This is a genomic window from Helicobacter pylori, from assembly GCF_011175115.1.
Lineage (GTDB): Bacteria > Campylobacterota > Campylobacteria > Campylobacterales > Helicobacteraceae > Helicobacter > Helicobacter pylori_DF.
On the sequence record NZ_SHOW01000008.1, the window covers coordinates 1 to 22,593 of the forward strand.

Genomic DNA, 22,593 nt, shown 5'->3' on the forward strand with positions numbered 1-22,593 from the left:
AACACGAGATCGTTAAGATTTTGGACGCCTTCACAGAATTAAACACAGAATTAAACACAGAATTAAAAGCGCGAAAAAAGCAATACCAATATTATCAAAACATGCTTTTAGACTTTAAGGACATCAAACAAAGCCACAAAGACGCAAACATTAGCGCAAAAACCTACCCTAAACGCTTAAAAACCTTACTCCAAACCTTAGCGCCTAAGGGGGTGGAGTTTAGAAAGTTGGGGGAGGTGCTAGAATACGATCAACCCAATCAATATTGTGTAACGAGTAAAGAATTTGATAAAAGTTATCCTACCCCCGTTTTAACCGCAGGAAAAACCTTTATTTTAGGTTATACAAACGAAAAAGACAATATTTATCAAGCGAGTAAAAACGCTCCGGTTATCATCTTTGACGATTTCACAACAGCGACCCAATGGGTTGATTTCCCTTTTAAAGTAAAATCAAGCGCTATGAAAATCTTATTCCCAAAAAATCCTATAATCAACATCAGATTTATCTTTTTTTACATGCAAACTATTCCTTATAATATCGGTGGGGAACATGCAAGGCATTGGATTTCTCGCTATTCACAATTAGAAGTCCCCATCCCGCCCCTAGAGATCCAACAAGGGATCGTTAAGATTTTGGATCAATTTTCACTTTTAACCACCGATTTATTAGCCGGTATCCCCGCTGAAATAAAAGCCCGAAAAAAGCAATACGAATATTACCGAGAAAAATTACTGACTTTCAAACCCCTAACCCCACTAAATAGCAAAGAGCTTGCGTAAGCAAGCGATAGCCTCTTGAAAAAAGCGGTCTTGGGGGGTTAGGGGGATCTTAAGGGGGTTAAGGGGGAGAATTATTTCAAAATACCCCCCTATCCCCTTATAAAAAGAATTTGAAATATTTTTTAAAAGGAATGACATGAATTATGAGATTATCGCAGAAAGCAATGAAAGCACCGTGATGGCCGAGTATCATAGCGATAATGAAAAGAAAAGCGCTTATGAGAGCGAAGCAGAGCTAGAAAGGGCGTTTATTAAGCTTTTAGAAAAACAAGGCTATGAATTCAAAAAAATCCACAACGAAAAAGAATTAAAAGACAATTTAAAAGAGCAGTTAGAAAAGCTTAACGATCATTATTTCACGCCCAAAGAATGGGACGCTCTTTATTTTCAATTCATCGCTAATAAAAACGAAGATTATAAGGCTAAAACAAAAAAAATCCAAGAAGATCCGATTTTTAATTTAACCCTTGAGAATGGGAAAACCAAAAACGTTAAAATCATTGATAAGAAAAATATCCATAGAAACGCCTTGCAAGTGATCCACCAATACAGCAATAAAGGGGGGAAATATCAAAACCGCTATGACGTGAGCGTCCTTGTGAATGGCTTGCCTTTAGTGCATGTGGAATTGAAAAGAAGAGGCGTGGCGATTAGAGAGGCGTTCAATCAAATCAAGCGCTACAAAAGGGATAGTTTTAGCGCTGAAGACGGGCTTTTTGATTTCGTGCAGATTTTTGTTATCAGTAACGGCACGAGTAGTAAATACTATTCAAACACCACCAGAATAGCCCAACTGGAAAAAAACCATAAAGCCGATACTTTTGAATTCACGAATTACTGGGCGGACAGCAAGAATCACAATATTGAGGATTTAATGGATTTTGCCCAGTCGTTTTTTGCAAAGCGCAGCCTTTTGAACGTTTTAACGCGCTATTGCGTTTTCACAAGCGATGAGGTTTTATTGGTGATGCGGCCTTATCAAATCGTGGCGGCCGAAAGGATTTTGGAAAAAATCAAAACCGCGCAAAATAGTAAAACTTATGGGAAAAGTCAAAATGGAGGCTATATCTGGCACACCACAGGGAGCGGTAAAACCTTAACGAGCTTTAAAAGCGCCACTTTAGCTAAAGAATTAGAGAGCGTTTCAAAGGTTTTGTTTGTGGTGGACAGGAAGGATTTAGACTATCAAACCATGAAAGAATACGATAAATTCCAAAAAGATTGCGCTAATTCCAACACAAGCACTAAGATTTTAAAACAACAGCTTGAAAACCCTAATGCTAAAATCATTATCACCACGATCCAAAAATTAGACAAATTCGTTAAATCCCACCTTAAAGGGCATGCGATTTTTAATGAAGAGGTTGTGATGATTTTTGATGAATGCCACAGGAGTCAGTTAGGCTCCATGCATCAAGCCATCACTAAAGCGTTTAAAAAATACCACCTTTTTGGCTTTACTGGCACGCCCATTTTTGCAGCTAATTGCGATAAAAACAACCCGTTAGGCACGACAGAGCAAAAGTTTGGGAAATGCCTCCACCAATACACCATTATTGATGCGATCAGGGATAAAAACGTTTTGCCCTTTAGAGTGGAATACCACAACACCATTAAAGCTAAAGAGGGCATTATAGATAATAAAGTTAGAGCGGTTGATGAAAAAAACGCCCTTTTGGATACCAGAAGGATCAAAGAAATTACTAAATGCATTTTAGAGCGTTTTAATCAAGCCACTAAAAATAAAAAATTCAATTCCATTCTGGCATGCTCTAGCATAGAAGCGCTGAAAAAATACTACCAAGCTTTTAAAGAAGAAAAACACGACCTTAAAATCGCTGCCATTTTTAGCTATAGCGCTAATGAAGAAATTGAAGCGCTAGAAGATGAAAACAATGAAAGCGCTAGCGGGCTAGACAAAAGCTCAAGGGATTTTTTAGAGGGCGCGATTGCGGATTATAACGGGATGTTTAAAACTTCTTTTGACACTTCGGATCAAAAATTCCAAAGCTATTATAAGGATCTTTCTCAAAAAATGAAAAATCGTGAAATCGATCTTTTACTGGTGGTGAATATGTTTTTGACCGGGTTTGACGCTACAAGGCTTAATACCCTTTGGGTGGATAAAAATCTCAAATACCATGGGCTAATTCAAGCTTTTTCACGCGCAAACCGCATTCTAGATAGCGTTAAAACGCATGGGAATATCGTGTGTTTTAGGGATTTAGAGCAGGATCTAAATGACGCGCTCATGCTTTTTGGCAACAAGGACGCTCAAACTATTGCGCTATTAAGAAAATATGAAGATTATTTGAAAGGCTACACGGATAATCATAAAGAATACGAGGGCTATGAGGGTTTGATTGGAAGGCTTTTAACCGAATTCCCGTTAAAAGAGCCCATCATTTCAGAAAGCCAGAAAAAGGATTTCATCAAGCTTTTTGGCAAGATTTTGAAATTGGAAAATATTTTAAACAGCTTTGAAAATTTCAACAAAGACGATTACATCAACCCGAGGGATTTTCAAGATTATCAAAGCAAATACCTTGATTTTTACGATGAAATGAGGCCAGAAAAAGGGAGGGATAAAGAAGAGATTAATGATGATTTGATTTTTGAAATTGAACTCATTAAGCAAGTGGAAGTCAATATTGACTATATTTTGAATTTGATTGAAGAGTTCGCTAAAGAGGATGATTTAGAAATTCAAGGCGTTAAAACCAAAATAGAGCCAATCATCAACTCCAGCATAGAGTTAAGGAATAAAAAAGATTTGATCATGGGTTTCATTGACAAATACAACAAAGACCAAGAAGTCCATGCGTATTTTCAAGACTATATCCACCAAAAAAGAGAAGAGGAATTCCAAAAGATCATAGAAGAAAACCGCTTGAATGAAGAAAAAGCCTATTCGTTCATGCAGCATGCCTTTAAAGGAGGTGAAATCAATTTCAGCGGGACAAAATTCCCTGAAATCATTGAAGAAAAACCCTCCAGGTTTGACAAAAATTCGCGCTATCAAGAGGTGAAAGAAAAAGTCGCTGCAAGCCTTTCTAATTTTTTCCACCGCTTTTATGATCTCACTAGCGCTATATTTAAGAAAAATGGGGTTAAAAAAGATGAGGTTAATGAAAAATAGTTCATGAACGCTTTTGTATTAAAACTCAAAAAAAGCACCGTTTAATGGATTTTTGTAAAATAAAAGAAATTTTAGGAGGCTTGTGGTGTTGAAAGAATTACGACAAAAACGCCCTTTAGTGCATAATATCACCAATTATGTGGTGGCGCAATTTGTGGCTAATGGTTTGTTAGCCTTAGGGGCATCGCCTTTAATGAGTGATGCGATTGATGAGATGCAAGATTTAGCGAAAATTTCTGACGCACTCGCTATTAATATTGGCACCCTTAATGATCGCACCATTTTATGCGCTAAAGAGGCGATCAAATGTTACAAGGCTTTGAATAAACCCATTGTGTTAGATCCTGTGGGGTGTTCAGCGAGCGCTTTGCGCTATAACACAAGTTTAGAGTTTTTAGAAAGCAAAGGGGTTAGCGCGCTTAGGGGCAATGCTGCCGAATTAGGCTCTTTAGTGGGTATTTCTTGTGAAAGTAAGGGGCTAGACTCTCACCATTCCAATACGCCTGTAGAAATAATCAAACGAGCGGCTCAAAAATATTCCGTGATAGCGGTGATGACGGGTAAAATAGATTACGTGAGCGATGGGGAAAAAGTTTTGAGTATTACTGGGGGGAGCGAGTATTTGACTGCAATTACAGGGGCTGGGTGTTTGCATGCGGCGGCGTGTGCGAGCTTTTTAAGTTTGAAAAAAGACCCCCTAGATTCTATGGCGCAACTTTGCGCTTTCTATAAACAAGCCGCTTTTAATGCGCAAAAAAAAGCGTTGGAAAATAACGGCTCTAATGGTTCGTTCTTGTTTTATTTTTTAGACGCTCTAAGTTTGCCCATAGAGTTAGAAAATAGCCTTATTAAGGAAGAGTTGTGAAAGTTTATCCGCAAGTTTTAAGCATTGCTGGCAGCGATAGCGGTGGGGGCGCTGGGATACAAGCTGATTTGAAAGCGTTCCAAACTTTGGGCGTGTTTGGGACAAGCGTGATCACTTGCATCACCGCGCAAAACACACAGGGCGTGCATGGGGTTTATCCGTTGAGCGTTGAGAGCGTAAAAGCGCAAATCTTAGCCATTAGAGATGATTTTTCTATCAAAGCGTTCAAAATGGGAGCGTTATGCAATAATCAAATCATTGAATGCGTGGCGGACACTTTAGAAACTTGTGATTTTGGGTTGTGCGTTTTAGATCCGGTGATGGTGGCAAAGAATGGGGCTTTGCTTTTAGAAGAAGAGGCGATTTTAAGCTTAAAAAAACGCCTTTTACCTAAAGCCAATTTACTAACCCCTAACCTCCCTGAAGTCTATGCGCTCACAGGCGTTCAAGTGCGAGATGATAAAAGCGCTTCAAAAGCGATGGGTATTTTAAGGGATTTAGGCGTTAAAAACGCTGTGATTAAGGGGGGGCATACAGAGCGTTTTCAAGGAGAATTTAGCAACGACTGGGTGTTTTTAGAAGATATTGAATTTATCCTAAACGCCAAGCGATTCAACACGAAAAACACGCATGGCACAGGTTGTGTTCTGTCTAGCTTGATAGTGGGCTTACTCGCTCAAGGGTTGGATTTGAAAAACGCTATTTCAAAGGCTAAAGAGCTTTTAACTATCATCATTCAAAACCCTTTAAACATTGGGCATGGGCATGGGCCTTTGAATTTATGGAGCGTTAAAGAGCTTGTTTGATGCGAATTGTTTGAAGCTCATGTTTGTGGCTGGATCACAAGACTTCTACCACATAAAGGGCGGCAAAAACGATAGGATAAACGCGCTTTTAGACGCTTTAGAACTAGTTTTACAATCTAAAATCACAGCGTTTCAATTCCGCCAAAAAGGCGATTTAGCCCTACAAGATCCTATTGAAATCAAACAATTAGCCCTAAAGTGTCAAAAATTATGCCAAAAATACGGCGTGCCTTTTATTGTCAATGATGAGGCAAAACTCGCGCTAGAATTAAAGGCTGATGGCGTGCATGTGGGGCAAGAAGACATGGCTATAGAAGAGGTAATGACTTTATGCAAAAAGCGCCTTTTTATAGGTTTGAGCGTCAATACTTTAGAGCAAGCTATAAAAGCGCGCCATTTAGACGGCGTAGCCTATTTTGGGGTAGGCCCTATTTTTCCCACACAATCTAAAAAAGACAAACAAGTTGTAGGCGTGGAGCTTTTAAAAAAAATAAAAGATAGCGGGATAAAAAAACCCCTCATAGCGATTGGGGGTATCACGACGCATAACGCTTCAAAATTGCGCGAATATGGGGGTATTGCAGTCATTAGCGCGATTGCGCAAGCCAAAGATAAAGCCTTAGCGGTTGGAAAACTTTTAAACAATGCGTGAGGAATCTAAAATCCCACAACGAAAATTTTTCTACCCTATCGTGTCCAATAAGCGCTCTTCAAAGGCGAAAAGCATGGGGGTTTTTTCGCACACAATTTCCACAAAAGAAAAGCCTAAAAGGGTGTTTTGAGCCTCTTTTAAAACCTCTTTAGTCCTTTGGAGGGTGGTTTTTAAAAAAAGTTGTTTTTCTTTTTCTTTCAAATAAATAACGCCGCCAATTTCGCCCAAGTTAGGATACAGAGCGTAAAAATCAACGCTTTGTTTTTTGGCTTTCATCTGTAAAAAAGCTTTTTTGCGTTCGTTTTCAACCACAAAGCTTAAAACTTGCGATTGCAAGCTTAAAAGCATGTTGGCTGTATTCAAAAACTCTTGCGAGCTTTTAGCATGGACTAATTTTTCGCTCAAAAGTTCTTTGTATTCTTTTAGGGGGGTGTTGTCTTTGGCACTCAATATTTCTTTGATTTTATTCATTTCAATAGCGGGCAAATCGTCCAATGCGTCTAAGATTTTTGGGGCAGGCACTAAATTTTTAAGCACAATATCGCCCAACCGATCTCTTTGCATGATCGCAAAATAAGGCTGATTGATTTTTAATTCCTGTTCGCTTTTGGTGGGGATAATCCTATTACCCACTTGCAAAAGAAAAAGATTTTTATCTTGTTTTTCTAGCACTTTTAAAAGAATGGGTAAAGTAGCGTTAAAATGGTGCGTGGCGTTTTTGGAATGAAGAGCGTTAAGCTGGTTTAGGGCGTTTAGGGCTTCTAGCATTAAAGGGCGTTGTCTTTGATAAAATCAAGGATTTTAAAACTCGCTTCTAATTTGTTCATAGAAGGGATTTTTTGGGTTTTTTTATGGCTAAAGAGCCACAATTCATTCTCTAATGAGCCAAAAGGGCGTGAATCTTTAATGAGATTCAAAGCAACCATGGAGCAATCCTTGCCGTTATCTTGAGAAGGTTTTAAAAGATTTTGTGCGTTTTTGATAGCGTTTTGTTGATCGTCTTCGGCTTTAAAACCGATTTTAACGAATTGATTAGGATTGACAGAAGCCAGTAAATCCTTATTTTGAACGCATTCAATGTTTAGGGTTTCGCCCAGTTCGCTTTTTTTAAGCTTATGGTTAAAAGAAGTTTTAGGCAAATAATCGCTAATGGCGGCTAAATTGAAGAGTAAGGGTTTTAAGGCATGCTTTTGCAAGTTTTTAGCGGCGTTATTTAAGGCGTTTTCATAAGAAGCGGTGTCGCTAACTAAAACGCTTGCGATTTCTTTAGGCAAAGGGATAGGGAAGTTTGATGCGATCAAAGTTACTTTGGCTCCCTTAAAATATAACGCTAGGGCTAATGCGCTCGCTTGAATCCCGCTAGAAAGATTGCTAATGACTCTAACGCTGTCAATCTTTTCCATGCTCGCGCCGCCCATGACTATGACTTCTCTGTTTTCAAAATAAGCGTCTTTTAAGAGCGTTTGAGCGGCTTTAAAAAGGATTTCTAAAGGCTCAGCCATCGCCCCATCGCCTTTAGTATCGCATGCTAAAAGGCCGTTTTGGGTGTCTAAAATAATATGATTGAAATCTTTCAAGCGTTTTAAATGGCTTTGAATGATAGGGGAATTGAGCATGTTGGTGTTCATGCTGGGGGCTAGGATTTTAGGGGAAGCGCAAGCTAAAAAAGTCGCGCTTACGATATTATCCGCTAAAGCGTGAGCGATTTTAGACAGGCTGTTAGCGCTTAAAGGGGCAAAGATGAGTAAATCAGCATTAGCAGCGCATGCGATGTGGTTATGGTGCAATTTGTTTTGGTGGTTGTAATACCATTTTTCATTATGATCATGCAAGACTTTATGGTGGCTCAAAGCTTCAAAGCTTAAGGGCGTAACAAATTTTTTTGCGCCCTTACTCATCACCACTTGGATACTAGCCCCGCTTTTAAACAACAAACGCACTAATTCTAGGGATTTATACGCTGCAATAGATCCGCTCACAAGCAATAAAACACGCTTGTTTTCTAACAATCTTAAGGGGTAAAACAAATCTTCTAAAAAATTCATAGTAATTTTAACAAATCATCAGGCTCTAGCCATTGGTTGTTAGTATGGCTGCTGTATTCAAAATCAGGGGCGACTTTTTGGCCTTTTTCGTGGAGTTTGGTGAGCGTGTAATCTTTAGGCGTTTGGAAGCTTATAGTGGGCTGAATGATAAAAAAGTCTTCAAATTCTAGGGCCAAATGGCTTTCATCTTTAGGGATCATCACTTCATGGAGTTTTTCGCCCGGGCGAATCCCTATGATTTTAGTAGGGGTATTAGGGGCTAGGGCTTTAGCGAGATCGGTCATTTTCATGCTGGGGATTTTAGGTACAAAAATTTCCCCCCCATGCATTCTTTTCAAGCTTTTAAGCACAAAAGAAACCCCCTCATCTAAGGTGATCCAAAATCGTGTCATGCGAATATCGGTGATAGGGATTTCACTCGCTTTGTTTTGGACTAATTTCTTAAAAAACGGCACCACGCTCCCACGGCTCCCCACCACATTACCATAACGCACCACGCTAAATTGCGTTTGAGAAGAGCCTTTAAAATTGTTTGCGCTCACAAAGAGCTTGTCGCTACACAATTTGGTTGCGCCGTAGAGGTTAATGGGGTTAGCGGCTTTATCGGTGCTTAGGGCGATGACCTGGCTGATAGCGTTTTTTAAGCATGCGTTAATCACGTTGCTCGCTCCCATGATATTGGTTTTAATGCATTCTAAGGGGTTGTATTCAGCGATAGGGACATGCTTGAGCGCGGCTGCATGGATACAAATATCCACGCCCTCTAAAGCGTAATTCAAGCGTTCTAAATCCCTGACATCGCCGATAAAAAAACGCATCCTAGGATCGTTAAATTCCATGGCCATTTCGCTTTGTTTTAATTCGTCTCGGCTATAAACGATGATTTTTTTAGCGTTGGTGGTGTCTAAAACTTTACGCACAAAGCGTTTGCCAAAACTCCCAGTGCCTCCGGTGATTAAAATCGTTTGGTTATCTAGCATGTTTTGATGATTTGGCATGTTTTACCAGCGATAGCCTAAGGAAGCGCTAAAGATTCTCAATTGCCCAATGGTTGGGGATTGATACAAACTGGAGCGGTTGCTTTTAAAAGTGAAACTCCCCGCTACGCCCAAATCAAAGCCCCTAAAATTGTATTTAGTCCCAAAAGCTACGGTATAGCCATTAGAATCCGGAATGCCTATCGCATCTTGGGGGCTTGGAGCTTGATCATAATCAATAGCACCCATTAAACGCAAGCTTTTGCCCATGTAAGTTACCCCTAATCTAAAGGTGTTGGTGTCCCTCCAGCCAGCCCCCATGTTCATCACGCTTTTAAAATTCGCTAGGCCTACCATTTTTTTAAGCGTTTCAGAGTCTAGTGAAGCCACCGTCCCGCTTAAGCCCTTGTAAGTGGCGTTCGCAAAATCAGGGGTTACTAAAAATTTATTCCCTTGACTCCAAAAGGTGCGCTCAAACACCCCCTCTATTCTTAAATGGTCTTTAAAAAATTGGTGGGCGTAGGCTAGGCTTAGGGTTTGGGGGAGTGAAACATTGATATTCAAGCTGCCTTTAGTCAAAACGCTCCCTAAAGAAGGGCCAAGCTCTGTGATAGCCACTAAACCGCCTTTCATGTTGAATGTAACTGAAGAATTATACACCACAGAAAACATGCCATGATCAAACACACGCAAACTCGAACCCACTCTATAGCCCCCCGATACGCCTTGCCCGTTAGATTTTTGCACGACTTGAGTCGTGCCATAAAGATTCGCACTCGCTTTGATTAAACCGCTATAACCCATGATTTTTTTCAAGCCGTTATAAAACTCTTGACAGCTCTGATCGCTCATATCCCCACCGGCTTTTTGGCAATTAAGCGCTGGCTGATAGCCAATATTGCCTAATAAAGTCATCATATTACTTGGCACTTGATCGGCAAAAACATTGTTGGGTAAATTTAAAATCTGTTCCGCGCTCAAAACCGAAGCGCCCTCTAAAGGCACATAAACGGTGTTATTAAAGCTCCCGGTTGCATAAAGCCCTCTTAAGCCCACCCCCACAGAAAAGCGCTTATTAATAGTGTAACTCATGCTAGGGGCAAGCTCTACCATCATGATAAACACGTCATGCAAAAATTCCCCCCCCTTACCATTCCATTTCATGCCTAGTCCGCTAGGAGCGGTGAAACTCCCCCCAAAAGTGAAGCCGTTATGCGTGCGCGTTTTATAAAAGAATTTGGGTAAAACAAAATTAGTCGTGCCCGTCCAGCCATTCACGATTTGAGTGTCAGGTTTTGAAGCGAGGGTTACGACTTTTTGATTGGTTAGATTCATAAGCCCTTGAACACGATTGATAGCTTGTGATAAGCCGTTGGTAGCGGCCGCATTGCCAAGCGCTTTAAGGATATTGCCTAACCCTATAGTGTTGATGATGCCTAAAATATTTTGTTGGCTTTTATCAATTTCTAAACTCGTAACCGAATACAAGCCTTGATTGGTCGTAGGGACTTTAAAGCTAAAGGCCGGGATATTGATCACGGTGGTGGTCATTTCAAATTCGCTTCTGTTTTCACCCCAATCGTTAGTAAAGCCCATATTCGCCGGGTTATAAAAGGAAGCATCAGCCCCCCTAGCCCCAGCGACATACGCCGAGCCTAAAGCCGTGCCATTTAGGCTTTGCTCTTGGATTTTAAAGCCATTGGCATAAGAAAGCAAAGGCAAGCTCAAAGCGATTAAATGGCGTTTTTTGAGCTTTTTAAAACAACAAAGTGGGGAAAAGTTTTTCATTGAAGCTCGCTATCAGCGTTTTCATTGTCTTCTAAATCTTGCAAAGAAGGCTCATAGGGTTCAATCCTAATAGCAATTTTTTGCGTCAAGTTTTGGAAAGAAATCAAACCATTTTTTCTTTCATAAAGGATAATTTCCCCGCTTTTTTGAAACCTTTGGATCACGTATTCAGGGGTTAGGTGGCGTTTCCCTAAACCTTTAAAAATATCCCTCCCTAAAACAATGTCATCAAACAAATCCCCATAGCTAACCTTGCCAAACAAATCCCTTGCAGCAATCCATTTGGCCGAACATTTTTGGCTAAAACAAATGCTCCGTTTAGTCATGTAAATATCGCCCACTTTTTGGCTGAGCTTATAAAGGGTTACTTCAGTATTGTGGTCTTTATCGGTTTTGATCGTGCCGTAATCATAAAAGCGAAAAACCGGCGTGTTGATGTAAATGAGTCTGAATTGGCGCAAGGCATTTAAAGTCTCTTCTCTTTTTTTATTGGCTTCTTCTTGTCTGATTTGCTCCCTAGTTTTGGGGGTTTGCTTAGAAAAAGGGTGCTTAGAGCAAGAGACAAAAAAAAGCGTCATGAAAAATAATAAAAAAGCGCTTCTAAAATACCGCATGATTATAGAGTGAGAGGGTTTATCCTCTCGCTCCGCTCAAAATACGATACCAAATCCTGCCGTCTAATTTAAGCTCCATGCTCACTTGACACAAACCGTCTTTATAGATGGTCTCAGTGATTTCAGCGTTACGAATGAGAGCATTGACTCTCGTTTTAATCACGGAATTTTGTAAAACCATGTCTTTGACGGTGTCTTGAGCGTTCACCCTGATGCCATACATTTTTTCACCCAATTGGCGGTAGCCATCAACAATAGCCGCTCGCTTGGCCAAAGCCAAGGCTTGAGAGGGCGAAATGGTGGATTCTGGAGCCACACCCATGCCCACTGCGTTCAATTCAATGACATTATTAGGCGTGAGAATGGGGGTGTTAGGGATAGCGTTAGTGGGGTTAGAGCTAATGATGGGCTGATTGTTATTCTCAAGGCGAGGGCTTGGGAGAGGCTGAATGCTCTTTCTGGGGGTGAAATTGGTTGGAGGATAAATGGGGGCTTGCAAGCCATTAGCTGAAGGGGGGATTAGCTGGGCGTTAGTGTTACGCTTTTTAAAGAGACTGCAACCGCTTATCAAAAGAGTGGCGACAAGTAACGAATTAATACCAAAAAAGGCAGAGTGCAAACGCATGGGCATTTTCCTTAAAATGAATTCATTAGGGGGTATTATATCATTTTTTGAATGGATTTGTCATGCGGATATTCTTATTAAGCTTATAAGGCTAGTGGGTTTAAGTTTAAAGTCTAGGGGATTATGACTTATTTTGGCTTTCCTTAAATTTTTAACAGGGATAACTCAATTTTTTAAAAAGGGGGATTTAATGGCTTGATTGTATCGTTTTAAGATTTTATTTGATGATAAAACCCATTTTTTAAGTTTGATTTTTAAATTCATTTTCTTAAGGGGGTAGGAGGCATTTTGAAAAATCCTCCCCTACAACCCACAACTAAAAACCCCTTAAAGAGCGCTTTTTAAGAGGTTATGGCTTGATTTGTGAAAGATCTTTTTAATCGTAAAAAATGCTTTGAATATTTTTTAAATAAGATGAGAAATAAAATATTTTTTTGAGTGCTTTTTAAGGATAAGATTAAATTTTTAATTTCTTTTAATTACCTTTTTCATCAACAACACCAACAACGACTATTTTAAATCCCTATGATAGTAAAAATAATGCGAGTGGTGTCCTTGGCGGGATTCGAACCCACGACCTTACGATTAGGAATCATACGCTCTATCCAGCTGAGCTACAAGGACATTTTATAAGAAAGCAAGAAACTCTATTGATAAACCCCTTGCTGAGTGGATCAAATTTACTTGCCTTCTTCAACTTTTTGTTTAAGGATTTTGCCGGGCTTGAATTTAGGCACTCGTTTGTCTTCGGTTTTATAAGTTTTATCGCTTCCTGGAACTTTACCCTCTTTGCCTTTTTGCTCTGCGGTTTCAAATTTGCCAAAACCAACCAACTCCACACTCTCACCCTTGCTTAAAGCTGTTTCTACCGCTAGAGTAAAGGCGTTGATCGCTTCTTCAGCTTCTCTTTTGCTGTTGTATTTACCCGCTTCTTTAACCAAATCAATAAATTCCGCTTTGTTCATGTGGATAACCCCTTTTCTAATAGATGCCAAAACCAAGCGATTTAGTGCTTAGCCTGACTGATTGAGCGGTAATTATAATCAAATCCTAAAGATAAATCAAGCAAAAACGCTTTTTTAAGGGGGTTTAACGCATAAAAAATTTAATTTTGTTGGGTTCTCTTTTTATCTTTAGCGTTAAGGATTAAAGGCGTGCCTAAAAAATTAAATTCTTTCCTTAAGGTGTTGATCAAATAGCGTTTGTAACTGAAATGCAAGGCTTTAGGGCGATTCATTACAAGAGAGATTTGAGGGGGTTTGGTGGCAAATTGCGTGGCGTAATACACTTTCACTAATTTCCCGCCATCGCTTGGCAAGGGGTGTTTTTGGGTGGCTTGAAAAATCACGCTATTGAGTGAGCTTGTGGGAATGCGTTTGGAAAAACACTCATAGACTTCTATGATTTTATGCTTGATTTCATCTATATGGCGCGCTTTTAAGCAGCTGGTTGTGATCACAGGGGCGTATTCTAAAAAGCGGAATTTCCTTTTTAAGGTTGCCATGATCTCTTCATAAGGGGCGTAGCGGATGTCCCATTTGTTTAAAATAAGAATGATGCCTAAAGAGTGTTTATCCACTAAAGAGCTGATCTTTTCGTCTAATTCCACAAAAGGAGCGCTCACGTCTAACACTAAAAGTGCAATGTGGGATTTTTCTAAGGCTTTTTGCGTGCGTTCTAGCGCGTATTTTTCAATGCCTAAGATTTTACCCCTATGCCTGATGCCAGCGGTATCCACAAAGCAGATTTTTTGATCGCCTATGAGAATGGTTTCATCTATGGGGTCAATGGTCGTGCCAGCCACGCTAGAAACAAGGCTCCTTTCTTTTTTCGTGAGTGCGTTTAAGAGCGAGCTTTTGCCCACATTCACCCTCCCAATGATGCCTACTTGAATGATCTCTTCTTCTTTATTTTCTTCTAAAGCGTTATTAGGGGTTTCTAGGCTTTCTAAAATATCCGCATCCAAATCTTGCTCTATGATTTGGTTTAAATTCAATGCGTTCAATACCGCATCAATTAATGCGCTAATGCCCCTATTGTGCGAAACGGAGATGTTAAAACTTTTTGGCGCGCCAAAAGAAGAAAACGCATAAGATCGCTCTTTTTCTTTGTCGTTATCAATTTTATTGATCACTAAAAAGCAGTTAGGGTTGGTTTTAAAAACCTCTCTAAAAAGCTTAAGATCTTCATCGCTAGGGATAGACTTGCCATCCACAACGTATAAAATCAAATCGCTCATTTGAGCGGCTTTTAAATTAAGGGCTTTGATTTCTTTAGACAAAAGAGCGTCTTTAGCCATACCCCCTGTGTCTAATAGCTCCACTTCATGGCCATTCAATGCGATTTTTCGTTTGTTAATGTCTCGTGTAGTGCCTGCAAAATCTGAAGTGATAGCGATCCTTTCTCTAGCCAAGCGGTTAAATAGTGAGCTTTTCCCCACATTAGGCTGGCCTAAAATCGCAATGGTTTTTAAAGTTTTATGGCTTGTATTCATCTTTTTTATCGCTTCAATTTAATCAAAATTATATTACAATATTATAGTTATTTAAAGCTTAAATAAGGGTCTAGTATTGTTTTTAGTCAAAAAAATAGGCGTGGTAATAATGATTTTAATATGCTTTTTAGCTTGCTCGCAAGAGAGGTTTATTAAATTGCAAAAAAAAGCCCAAGAACAAGAAAATGACGGCTCTCAACGCCCTAGCTATGTGGATTCGGATTATGAAGTCTTTAGCGAAACGATTTTTTTACAAAACATGGTGTATCAGCCTATAGAGGAAAGAAACGCTTTTTTCCAACTGACTAAAGATGAAGATGATTCTTTTAACCCTGAAATTTCTGTGATTTTATTGAATGAGCCAAGCGATAATAATGAAAAAAACCCGCCCTTATACCCAAATGATCCCCATAACAACACTGCCAATAACGATATAAAAAGCCCGTTCCTTTACAAACCAAAAAGAAAAACAAAAAATCCAAAACTCATTGAATATTCCCAACAAGATTTCTACCCCCTAAAGGATGGGGATATTGTGATGAGTAAAGAAGGGGATCAATGGTTGGTAGAAATCCAATCCAAAGCCTTGAAGCGTTTTTTAAAAGATCAAAACGATAAAGATCGCCAGATCCAAACTTTCACTTTTAATGACACTAAAACGCAAATTGCGCAATTTAAGGGCAAAATTTCTTCGTATGTTTATACCACCAATGACAGCGATTTGAGTTTGAGGCCTTTTTATGAATCCTTTCTCTTAGAAAAAAAGAGCGATGATTTTTATACGATAGGGGCGATAGGGGATAAGGCTTTAGACGCCATTGAGATTTCAAAGTGTCAAATGGTGTTAAAAAAGCATTCAACCGATAAATTAGACAGCCAGCATAAAGCCATCAGTATTGATTTGGATTTTAAAAAAGAGCGCTTTAAGAGCGATACGGAACTTTTTTTAGAATGCCAAAGTTAGGGCGTTTATTACGACAATTTAGATTTTTTTGGGTAGCATGTTAGCGTTTCAAAGGCATGGATATTATTAAAAAGTAAGGAGTGTTTATGTGGATCACCCAAGAAATCACGCCGTATTTGCGTAAAGAATACACCATAGAAGCGAAATTATTAGATGTTAGAAGCGAGCATAATATCTTAGAGATTTTTAAATCTAAGGATTTTGGTGAAATTGCGATGCTTAACCGCCAGTTGTTGTTCAAGAATTTTTTGCACATTGAAAGCGAGTTGCTCGCTCATATGGGGGGTTGCACCAAGAAAGAGCTTAAAGAAGTTTTGATTGTGGATGGGTTTGATTTGGAATTAGCCCACCAGCTTTTTAAATACGACACGCATATAGATTTTGTGCAAGCGGATGAAAAGATTTTAGACAGCTTCATTAGTTTTTTCCCCCATTTCCATGAAGTGAAAAATAATAAGAATTTCACGCACGCTAAACAACTCTTAGATTTAGACATTAAAAAATACGATTTGATCCTTTGCTTGCAAGAGCCGGATATTCATAAAATAGATGGTTTAAAAAGAATGCTTAAAGAAGATGGGGTGTTTATTTCGGTAGCCAAACACCCGCTATTAGAGCATGTGAGCATGCAAAACGCCCTTAAAAACTTGGGCGACTTTTTTGCTATTGCCATGCCTTTTGTAGCGCCTTTAAGGATTTTGAGCAATAAGGGTTATATTTACGCTTCTTTTAAAAACCACCCCTTAAAAGATTTAATGGTGCCAAAAATAGAAGCGCTAACAAGCGTGAGATACTATAACGAAGACATCCATAGGGCCGCATTCGCTTTGCCTAAAAATTTACAAGAAGTCTTTAAAGACAATATCAAATCTTAAAATGATCTTAAAAAACGCTATCGCTCTCACAGGGGGGATAGGCACCGGTAAAAGCACCACCCTTAAAATATTAGAATCGCAAGGCTATGAGATTTTAGATGCGGATAAGATCGCCCACCAATTATTGCAAGAGCATCGGTTAGAAATCGCCCAACATTTTGGATCAGATATTTTAGAAAAAGGTATTTTAAACAGAAAAAAACTTGGCGCGATCGTGTTTCAAAATGCTAATGAGTTAAAATGGCTAGAGGATTTTTTGCACCCTTTAATCCGTGAGTGCATGCTTAAAAAAGCCTGTGAATTAGAGAAAAATCATCAAGCGTATTTTTTAGACATCCCTTTGTTTTTTGAAGTGGGGGGAAAAGAGCGCTACCCTGTGAGTAAAGTGGTTTTAATCTATGCGCCCAGGGCCTTACAAATTGAGCGCCTTTTAGAGCGAGACAAACTCAAAGAAGCTGAAATTTTGCAGCGCTTAGCTTGTCAAATGGATATAGAGCAAAAACGCGCCATGAGCGATTACATTATAAACAACAGCTCTAGTTTAAAAGATTTAAATAAGCAAGTTGAACGCTTTTTAAAAACGCTCTTATAAGCTCGTTTTATATGTAAGCATGTTAAACTACTATTAAATTTTTTGTAAGGCTAAAAACATGATCACTTTAAAACAAGCCCTTTCTTTATCCCAAGATGAATTAGAAACCCTTAAAAACGAAATTGACGCTAAGGTTAGAGCTTCAGATTTGAACGCTTACATTAAAGCCCCTAGTCTTAATGGCGCTAGCGCTAAAGGGGTGCCGATCCTTATTAAAGACAATATCAGCGTTAAGGGGTGGGAAATCACTTGCTCCAGTAAGATTTTAGAAGGCTATGTTGCCCCTTATCATGCGAGCGTGATGGAAAACTTGCACCAAAACGGCATGGCAGGGTTTGGGCTTTCTAACATGGACGAGTTTGCGATGGGAAGCACCACAGAGTCTAGTTGCTATGGGATCACTAAAAACCCACGAGACAAAAACAGAGTGCCTGGGGGGAGCAGTGGGGGGAGCGCGGCAGCCGTGGCTGGGGGCTTGGCGGTGGCGGCTTTAGGGAGCGATACGGGCGGGTCTATCAGGCAGCCGGCGAGCTATTGCGGGTGTGTGGGGTTAAAGCCCACTTATGGGAGGGTGAGCCGTTATGGTTTGATCGCGTATTGTTCTAGTTTTGATCAAATCGGGCCTATCACGCAAAATGTAGAAGACGCTTCTATTTTATTTGACGCAATTAGTGGGTATGATAGCAAGGATTCCACGAGTGCGAATCTCAAACCCACGCAAACCTTTAAAAACCTTAACAGAGACAAACGCTTTAAAATCGCTATCTTAAGGGATCACATTAAAGACGCGAGCAATGAAGTGCAACTCGCTTATGAAAACACTATTAAAGCCTTGAAAGAAATGGGGCATGAGATTGTGGAAAAAAAGATGTTGGATTCGCATTATCAAATCTCTATTTATTATATTATCAGCATGGCTGAAGCGAGTTCGAATCTGGCCAGATTTGATGGGGTGCGTTATGGGAGGAGGGCTCAAAATATTAAAGATTTGAAAGAATTGTATCTCAAAAGCCGCAGTGAGGGTTTTGGCGATGAGGTGAAACGGCGCATCATGTTAGGGAATTTTGTCTTAAGCAGTGGGTATTATGACGCTTATTATTTGAAAGCCCAGCAAATGCGTTTGATGATCAAAGAGCAATACAACAAGATTTTTGAAGAAGTGGATTTGATTTTCACCCCTGTAGCTCCCACGAGTGCTCATTTATTCAACTACCATGCAAGCCCTTTGGAAATGTATTTGAGCGATATTTACACGATCGGGGCGAATTTGAGCGGTTTGCCAGCGCTTTCTTTGCCGGTCGCTAAAGATCCTTTAGGCTTGCCCATAGGGATGCAATTCATTGCTAAGGCTTTTGATGAGCAAAGCCTTTTAGACGTTTCTTACGCTTTAGAGCAAGAATTAGATTTAAAATTAGATTAAGGATAGAAAATGAGAATTGTACAAAGGGCTTTGACTTTTGAAGACGTGTTGATGGTGCCTAGAAAATCCAGCGTTTTACCTAAAGATGTGAGCTTAAAGTCTCGCCTGACCAAAAACATTAGTTTGAATATCCCCTTTATCAGCGCGGCTATGGATACGGTTACAGAGCATAAAACCGCTATCGCTATGGCGCGCCTTGGGGGTATTGGCATCGTGCATAAAAACATGGATATTCAAACGCAAGTTAAAGAAATCACTAAGGTTAAAAAAAGCGAGAGCGGGGTGATTAATGATCCTATTTTTATCCATGCGCACAGGACGCTAGCGGACGCTAAAGTCATAACGGATAATTACAAGATTTCAGGCGTGCCTGTGGTAGATGATAGGGGGTTGTTGATTGGGATTTTAACCAACAGAGATGTGCGCTTTGAAACCGATTTGAGTAAAAAAGTGGGCGATGTGATGACTAAAATGCCTTTAGTTACCGCTCATGTGGGTATTAGCTTGGATGAAGCGAGCGATTTGATGCACAAGCATAAGATTGAAAAATTGCCTATTGTGGATAAAGATAATGTCCTAAAAGGCTTGATCACGATCAAAGACATTCAAAAACGCATTGAATACCCTGAGGCTAATAAAGATGATTTTGGGAGGTTGAGAGTGGGGGCGGCTATTGGAGTGGGGCAGTTGGATAGGGCTGAAATGTTAGTTAAAGCGGGGGTGGATGCGTTGGTGCTAGACAGCGCGCATGGGCATTCGGCGAACATTTTACACACTTTAGAAGAGATTAAAAAAAGCTTGGTAGTGGATGTGATTGTGGGGAATGTGGTGACTAAAGAGGCCACAAGCGATTTGATTAGCGCGGGAGCGGACGCTATTAAAGTGGGTATTGGACCAGGAAGCATTTGCACCACTAGGATTGTGGCCGGGGTGGGAATGCCCCAAGTGAGCGCGATTGATAATTGCGTGGAAGTGGCGTCTAAATTTGATATTCCTGTGATTGCAGATGGAGGGATCCGCTATTCAGGCGATGTGGCTAAGGCTTTAGCTTTAGGGGCATCAAGCGTGATGATAGGCTCTTTACTCGCTGGCACAGAAGAATCTCCTGGGGATTTTATGATCTATCAAGGGAGACAATATAAAAGTTATAGGGGCATGGGTAGCATTGGGGCTATGACTAAAGGGAGCTCTGATAGGTATTTTCAAGAGGGCGTGGCGAGTGAAAAGCTAGTCCCAGAAGGCATTGAGGGGCGTGTGCCTTATCGTGGTAGGGTTTCGGATATGATTTTCCAATTAGTAGGGGGCGTGCGCTCTTCTATGGGGTATCAGGGGGCGAAAAATATTTTGGAATTGTATCAAAACGCTGAATTTGTAGAAATCACTAGCGCAGGGTTAAAAGAAAGCCATGTGCATGGCGTGGATATTACTAAAGAAGCCCCTAATTATTATGGGTGAATTTTAAAAGAAAACAAGACAAATCGTTAAAAAACTCGTTAAAAAGCTTGGTTTAATGAGTTTTTAAAACTTAATTGCTACAATTAAGGAAATTTTCAATAAGGCTTAGAGAAACTTTTTCATGGAACACAGAGTATTTACTATTGCTAATTTTTTTAGCTCCAATCATGATTTTATCACTGGGTTTTTTGTCGTTTTGACAGCGGTTTTGATGTTTTTCATTTCGCTTGGCGCGTCGCGCAAAATGCAGATGGTGCCTATGGGTTTGCAGAATGTGTATGAGAGCATCATTAGCGCGATTTTGAGCGTGGCTAAGGATATTATAGGCGAAGAATTGGCTCGCAAATACTTCCCACTAGCAGGCACGATCGCTTTGTATGTCTTTTTTTCTAACATGATAGGCATCATTCCTGGCTTTGAATCCCCTACGGCTAGCTGGAGCTTTACGCTGGTTTTGGCACTGATTGTGTTTTTTTATTACCATTTTGAAGGCATTAGAGTGCAGGGCTTTTTTAAGTATTTCGCTCATTTTGCAGGCCCTGTGAAATGGCTCGCCCCTTTCATGTTTCCTATTGAGATCATCTCGCATTTTTCTAGGATCGTGTCTTTATCGTTTCGTTTGTTTGGGAATATCAAGGGCGATGACATGTTCTTGCTCATCATGCTTTTATTAGTGCCTTGGGCGGTTCCTGTAGCGCCCTTTATGGTGTTGTTTTTTATGGGGATTTTACAAGCTTTTGTTTTTATGATCCTCACTTATGTGTATCTGGCAGGGGCTGTTTTAACCGATGAAGGGCATTAAATAAAGCGTCCTTGTTTGGCTTTGATATGGTGTTTTAAACTTTGCTTCATGGTAAAGTTTTTAAAAGGATAGGGGGTGATTTTGAAACCATGCTCCCCATATCCTTTAATAACGCTTTTTAAAATTACCGCTTGCACGTGTAAGCTCTTTCGTATTTTATTATCAATACCCAATTTTAATAGCTTTTATAATTTTTTAAGCAATCATTAGATAAAATCCACCATACTTCTGTTTTGGATGTGTTTGGGTTTTAGAAGTGTTACTTTTTTATAACTTTTTCATATTCTTATGGGTATGTTGTCATTTTTTTACCGGAGAATTTTATCTTGAAAAACATTTATGTAGGGAATTTGGTTTATAGCGCTACTAGTGAGCAAGTTAAGGAGCTTTTCAGTCAATTTGGCAAAGTTTTTAATGTCAAACTGATTTATGACAGAGAAACGAAGAAACCTAAAGGTTTTGGCTTTGTAGAAATGCAAGAAGAGGGCGTTAGGGAAGCGATTGCTAAATTGGACAATACGGATTTTATGGGCAGAACGATTAGGGTAACCGAAGCCAATCCTAAAAAGTCTTAATCTTAAAGCATTAGAAAATTAGAAAATAGTTTTCTAATGCGCTCCATTCTCTTAATGCGTCTTGTCTGGATTGTGCATAGAAGCTAAAAGAGGCTACAAACTCTTTTGAAATCCATTTAAAAATTCAATCCATTCTTAAAAGCGGTTAAAAACTGGTTTTGTTCCAATCAAATAGGGACAACTTTAAAACGCTCGTTAGTATTTTTTACAATTTTTATTTATACAAACTGCCACCATTTCAAAAATTTAAAATGGAGTTCTCTCATTAGAGCGATTTTAGGGCTATAGGGTTCTTCTTTTCGCGCTATCGTAGAGATTTGCTCATCATCAGCGATCACAAAAGGTTGTAACACCAGATTTTTCACGCCATGGATAAAAGTAGCGTCCATTATCGTATCCACAGGAACAACCCATTTTCGGCTGTGTTTCAAAAAAACTTTGGCGATCTTGGGCGTGATCACATAGCCTTGCGTCCCCACCCCATGGCTATAAGCCTTAATGATTCCCACACGCTCTTGTATCTCTTGGTTTTTATGAATCAAAGGCTCACTTTTCACGCTGGCATCATACAACAAATGCATCAAGCGGATATAGCCTAACTCTTGGATGTGTTTTTCTAAAAAATTCAAGCCCTCTTTAAAATCCTCTTTCAAGGTTATATCGTCTTCTAAAATACAGATCGCTTCATTAAGCTCTATGCATTTTTCCCACAAGGAATAATGGCTCGCATAGCACCCAAGTTCCCCCAAGCTCATAAACTTCGCATGGTATTTTAAAGCGTAATAAAACTTAGAAACCTCACTGATGAGATTGGTTGCAATCCCCATGCCTTTGATGTTTTGCGTGATGAAATAAGGGTGTAAATGCTTTTTCACTAGGGGGTGCAACCCGCCTTCAAAAGTCTTGGAATAAATCGCATCAAAAATTTGCGCTTGGTGGTGGGTGGCGTTGATATTATTGAGTAAAGTCGTGGTGTCTCTAAAAACCAAACCAAATTTATCGCACACTTTTTGATTTAAAGAAATGATAAAAACACGCAAAGCTTAGACTCCCATAATTTTTAATAAAGTATATCGTTTTTAGGCTCTGTTTATCATAAAACTCTTAAAGGGATAGGGGGTAT

At 39.7% G+C, this 22,593-nt stretch carries 21 protein-coding genes and 1 tRNA gene; 12 read left to right on the forward strand and 10 right to left on the reverse strand.

The genetic code is table 11. From position 1 onward, the window contains the following. The 5 genes from EXS92_RS06945 to thiE form a co-directional block, all read left to right on the forward strand. The coding region (locus EXS92_RS06945) for a restriction endonuclease subunit S (RefSeq protein WP_165515985.1) at nucleotides 1-782 on the forward strand (782 nt) is incomplete at its 5' end. A gap of 136 nt (nucleotides 783-918) precedes the next feature. Then, entirely contained in the window at nucleotides 919-3,921 is a 3,003-nt protein-coding gene (locus tag EXS92_RS06950) for an HsdR family type I site-specific deoxyribonuclease (RefSeq protein ID WP_165515986.1), read from the forward strand. Nucleotides 3,922-4,006: 85 nt separating this feature from the next. Further along, complete coding sequence (thiM, locus tag EXS92_RS06955) at nucleotides 4,007-4,786, forward strand: hydroxyethylthiazole kinase (protein WP_165515987.1); 780 nt, start codon at nucleotides 4,007-4,009, stop codon at nucleotides 4,784-4,786. Further along, a complete protein-coding gene (thiD, locus tag EXS92_RS06960; protein ID WP_165515988.1) occupies nucleotides 4,783-5,592 on the forward strand; it encodes a bifunctional hydroxymethylpyrimidine kinase/phosphomethylpyrimidine kinase in 810 nt (269 codons plus the stop codon). Before thiM ends, thiD begins: the two co-directional genes overlap by 4 nt. Next, entirely contained in the window at nucleotides 5,585-6,244 is a 660-nt protein-coding gene (thiE, locus tag EXS92_RS06965; RefSeq protein ID WP_165515989.1) for a thiamine phosphate synthase, read from the forward strand. Before thiD ends, thiE begins: the two co-directional genes overlap by 8 nt. 30 nt (nucleotides 6,245-6,274) lie before the next feature. Here thiE and EXS92_RS06970 read toward each other — a convergent pair whose 3' ends face one another. From EXS92_RS06970 to der, 9 genes are all read right to left on the reverse strand, one after another. Then, a complete protein-coding gene (locus EXS92_RS06970) occupies nucleotides 6,275-7,012 on the reverse strand; it encodes a hypothetical protein (RefSeq protein ID WP_165515990.1) in 738 nt (245 codons plus the stop codon). Beyond that, the gene (gene coaBC, locus EXS92_RS06975; protein ID WP_165515991.1) at nucleotides 7,012-8,289 is read right to left on the reverse strand and encodes a bifunctional phosphopantothenoylcysteine decarboxylase/phosphopantothenate--cysteine ligase CoaBC; all 1,278 of its coding nucleotides are present in this window, start codon (nucleotides 8,287-8,289) and stop codon (nucleotides 7,012-7,014) included. The genes EXS92_RS06970 and coaBC overlap by 1 nt, the downstream gene beginning before the upstream one ends. Next, nucleotides 8,286-9,269 (reverse strand): UDP-N-acetylglucosamine 4,6-dehydratase (inverting), encoded by a 984-nt coding sequence (gene pseB / locus EXS92_RS06980; protein WP_165516017.1) that lies wholly within the window; start codon nucleotides 9,267-9,269, stop codon nucleotides 8,286-8,288. The genes coaBC and pseB overlap by 4 nt, the downstream gene beginning before the upstream one ends. A 21-nt stretch (nucleotides 9,270-9,290) precedes the next feature. Then, nucleotides 9,291-11,054, reverse strand: a complete 1,764-nt coding sequence (locus EXS92_RS06985) for an OmpP1/FadL family transporter (protein ID WP_165515992.1) — start codon at nucleotides 11,052-11,054, stop codon at nucleotides 9,291-9,293. Beyond that, on the reverse strand, nucleotides 11,051-11,668 hold the full coding sequence (locus EXS92_RS06990) for an HP0838 family lipoprotein (protein ID WP_001268721.1): 618 nt from the start codon (nucleotides 11,666-11,668) through the stop codon (nucleotides 11,051-11,053). Before EXS92_RS06990 ends, EXS92_RS06985 begins: the two co-directional genes overlap by 4 nt. Before the next feature lie 19 nt (nucleotides 11,669-11,687). After that, the gene (locus EXS92_RS06995) at nucleotides 11,688-12,293 is read right to left on the reverse strand and encodes an LPP20 family lipoprotein (RefSeq protein WP_001236584.1); all 606 of its coding nucleotides are present in this window, start codon (nucleotides 12,291-12,293) and stop codon (nucleotides 11,688-11,690) included. Nucleotides 12,294-12,840: 547 nt separating this feature from the next. Then, nucleotides 12,841-12,917: transfer RNA gene (locus EXS92_RS07000), tRNA-Arg, on the reverse strand. A gap of 56 nt (nucleotides 12,918-12,973) precedes the next feature. Then, nucleotides 12,974-13,258: an HU family DNA-binding protein gene (locus tag EXS92_RS07005; protein ID WP_001029066.1), complete on the reverse strand. Its 285-nt coding sequence runs from the start codon at nucleotides 13,256-13,258 to the stop codon at nucleotides 12,974-12,976. Between the two features lie 140 nt (nucleotides 13,259-13,398). Then, entirely contained in the window at nucleotides 13,399-14,787 is a 1,389-nt protein-coding gene (gene der, locus EXS92_RS07010) for a ribosome biogenesis GTPase Der (RefSeq protein WP_165515993.1), read from the reverse strand. A gap of 76 nt (nucleotides 14,788-14,863) precedes the next feature. On the opposite strand from der, the gene EXS92_RS07015 reads away from it, so the two are divergent. From EXS92_RS07015 to EXS92_RS07045, 7 genes are all read left to right on the forward strand, one after another. Beyond that, nucleotides 14,864-15,751: a hypothetical protein gene (locus tag EXS92_RS07015; protein WP_165515994.1), complete on the forward strand. Its 888-nt coding sequence runs from the start codon at nucleotides 14,864-14,866 to the stop codon at nucleotides 15,749-15,751. A gap of 86 nt (nucleotides 15,752-15,837) precedes the next feature. Next, nucleotides 15,838-16,626 (forward strand): spermidine synthase, encoded by a 789-nt coding sequence (locus tag EXS92_RS07020; protein WP_165515995.1) that lies wholly within the window; start codon nucleotides 15,838-15,840, stop codon nucleotides 16,624-16,626. Between the two features lies 1 nt (nucleotide 16,627). Beyond that, nucleotides 16,628-17,218 (forward strand): dephospho-CoA kinase, encoded by a 591-nt coding sequence (gene coaE / locus EXS92_RS07025; protein WP_079300303.1) that lies wholly within the window; start codon nucleotides 16,628-16,630, stop codon nucleotides 17,216-17,218. A gap of 58 nt (nucleotides 17,219-17,276) precedes the next feature. Then, nucleotides 17,277-18,638 carry an Asp-tRNA(Asn)/Glu-tRNA(Gln) amidotransferase subunit GatA gene (gatA, locus tag EXS92_RS07030; protein ID WP_120849633.1) on the forward strand — a complete coding sequence of 454 codons (1,362 nt, stop codon included), beginning with the start codon at nucleotides 17,277-17,279 and terminating at the stop codon, nucleotides 18,636-18,638. Nucleotides 18,639-18,647: 9 nt separating this feature from the next. Further along, nucleotides 18,648-20,093 carry an IMP dehydrogenase gene (gene guaB / locus EXS92_RS07035; RefSeq protein ID WP_165515996.1) on the forward strand — a complete coding sequence of 482 codons (1,446 nt, stop codon included), beginning with the start codon at nucleotides 18,648-18,650 and terminating at the stop codon, nucleotides 20,091-20,093. A gap of 121 nt (nucleotides 20,094-20,214) precedes the next feature. Next, the gene (locus EXS92_RS07040) at nucleotides 20,215-20,895 is read left to right on the forward strand and encodes a F0F1 ATP synthase subunit A (RefSeq protein WP_000401209.1); all 681 of its coding nucleotides are present in this window, start codon (nucleotides 20,215-20,217) and stop codon (nucleotides 20,893-20,895) included. 326 nt (nucleotides 20,896-21,221) lie between these two features. Beyond that, the gene (locus EXS92_RS07045) at nucleotides 21,222-21,470 is read left to right on the forward strand and encodes an RNA-binding protein (protein ID WP_000790555.1); all 249 of its coding nucleotides are present in this window, start codon (nucleotides 21,222-21,224) and stop codon (nucleotides 21,468-21,470) included. A gap of 218 nt (nucleotides 21,471-21,688) precedes the next feature. On the opposite strand, the gene EXS92_RS07050 is transcribed toward EXS92_RS07045, so the two are convergent. Further along, the gene (locus tag EXS92_RS07050; protein ID WP_165515997.1) at nucleotides 21,689-22,510 is read right to left on the reverse strand and encodes a glycosyltransferase family 25 protein; all 822 of its coding nucleotides are present in this window, start codon (nucleotides 22,508-22,510) and stop codon (nucleotides 21,689-21,691) included. Nucleotides 22,511-22,593 lie beyond the last annotated feature (83 nt).

Coding starts and splice junctions, on each gene's coding strand:
- EXS92_RS06950 (WP_165515986.1), top strand. CDS start 919: ATGAATTATGAGATTATCGCAGAAAGCAATGAAAGCACCGTGATGGCC.
- EXS92_RS06970 (WP_165515990.1), bottom strand. CDS start 7,012: ATGCTAGAAGCCCTAAACGCCCTAAACCAGCTTAACGCTCTTCATTCC.
- coaBC (WP_165515991.1), bottom strand. CDS start 8,289: ATGAATTTTTTAGAAGATTTGTTTTACCCCTTAAGATTGTTAGAAAAC.
- pseB (WP_165516017.1), bottom strand. CDS start 9,269: ATGCTAGATAACCAAACGATTTTAATCACCGGAGGCACTGGGAGTTTT.
- EXS92_RS06985 (WP_165515992.1), bottom strand. CDS start 11,054: ATGAAAAACTTTTCCCCACTTTGTTGTTTTAAAAAGCTCAAAAAACGC.
- EXS92_RS06990 (WP_001268721.1), bottom strand. CDS start 11,668: ATGCGGTATTTTAGAAGCGCTTTTTTATTATTTTTCATGACGCTTTTT.
- EXS92_RS06995 (WP_001236584.1), bottom strand. CDS start 12,293: ATGCGTTTGCACTCTGCCTTTTTTGGTATTAATTCGTTACTTGTCGCC.
- EXS92_RS07005 (WP_001029066.1), bottom strand. CDS start 13,258: ATGAACAAAGCGGAATTTATTGATTTGGTTAAAGAAGCGGGTAAATAC.
- der (WP_165515993.1), bottom strand. CDS start 14,787: ATGAATACAAGCCATAAAACTTTAAAAACCATTGCGATTTTAGGCCAG.
- EXS92_RS07020 (WP_165515995.1), top strand. CDS start 15,838: ATGTGGATCACCCAAGAAATCACGCCGTATTTGCGTAAAGAATACACC.
- coaE (WP_079300303.1), top strand. CDS start 16,628: ATGATCTTAAAAAACGCTATCGCTCTCACAGGGGGGATAGGCACCGGT.
- gatA (WP_120849633.1), top strand. CDS start 17,277: ATGATCACTTTAAAACAAGCCCTTTCTTTATCCCAAGATGAATTAGAA.
- guaB (WP_165515996.1), top strand. CDS start 18,648: ATGAGAATTGTACAAAGGGCTTTGACTTTTGAAGACGTGTTGATGGTG.
- EXS92_RS07040 (WP_000401209.1), top strand. CDS start 20,215: ATGGAACACAGAGTATTTACTATTGCTAATTTTTTTAGCTCCAATCAT.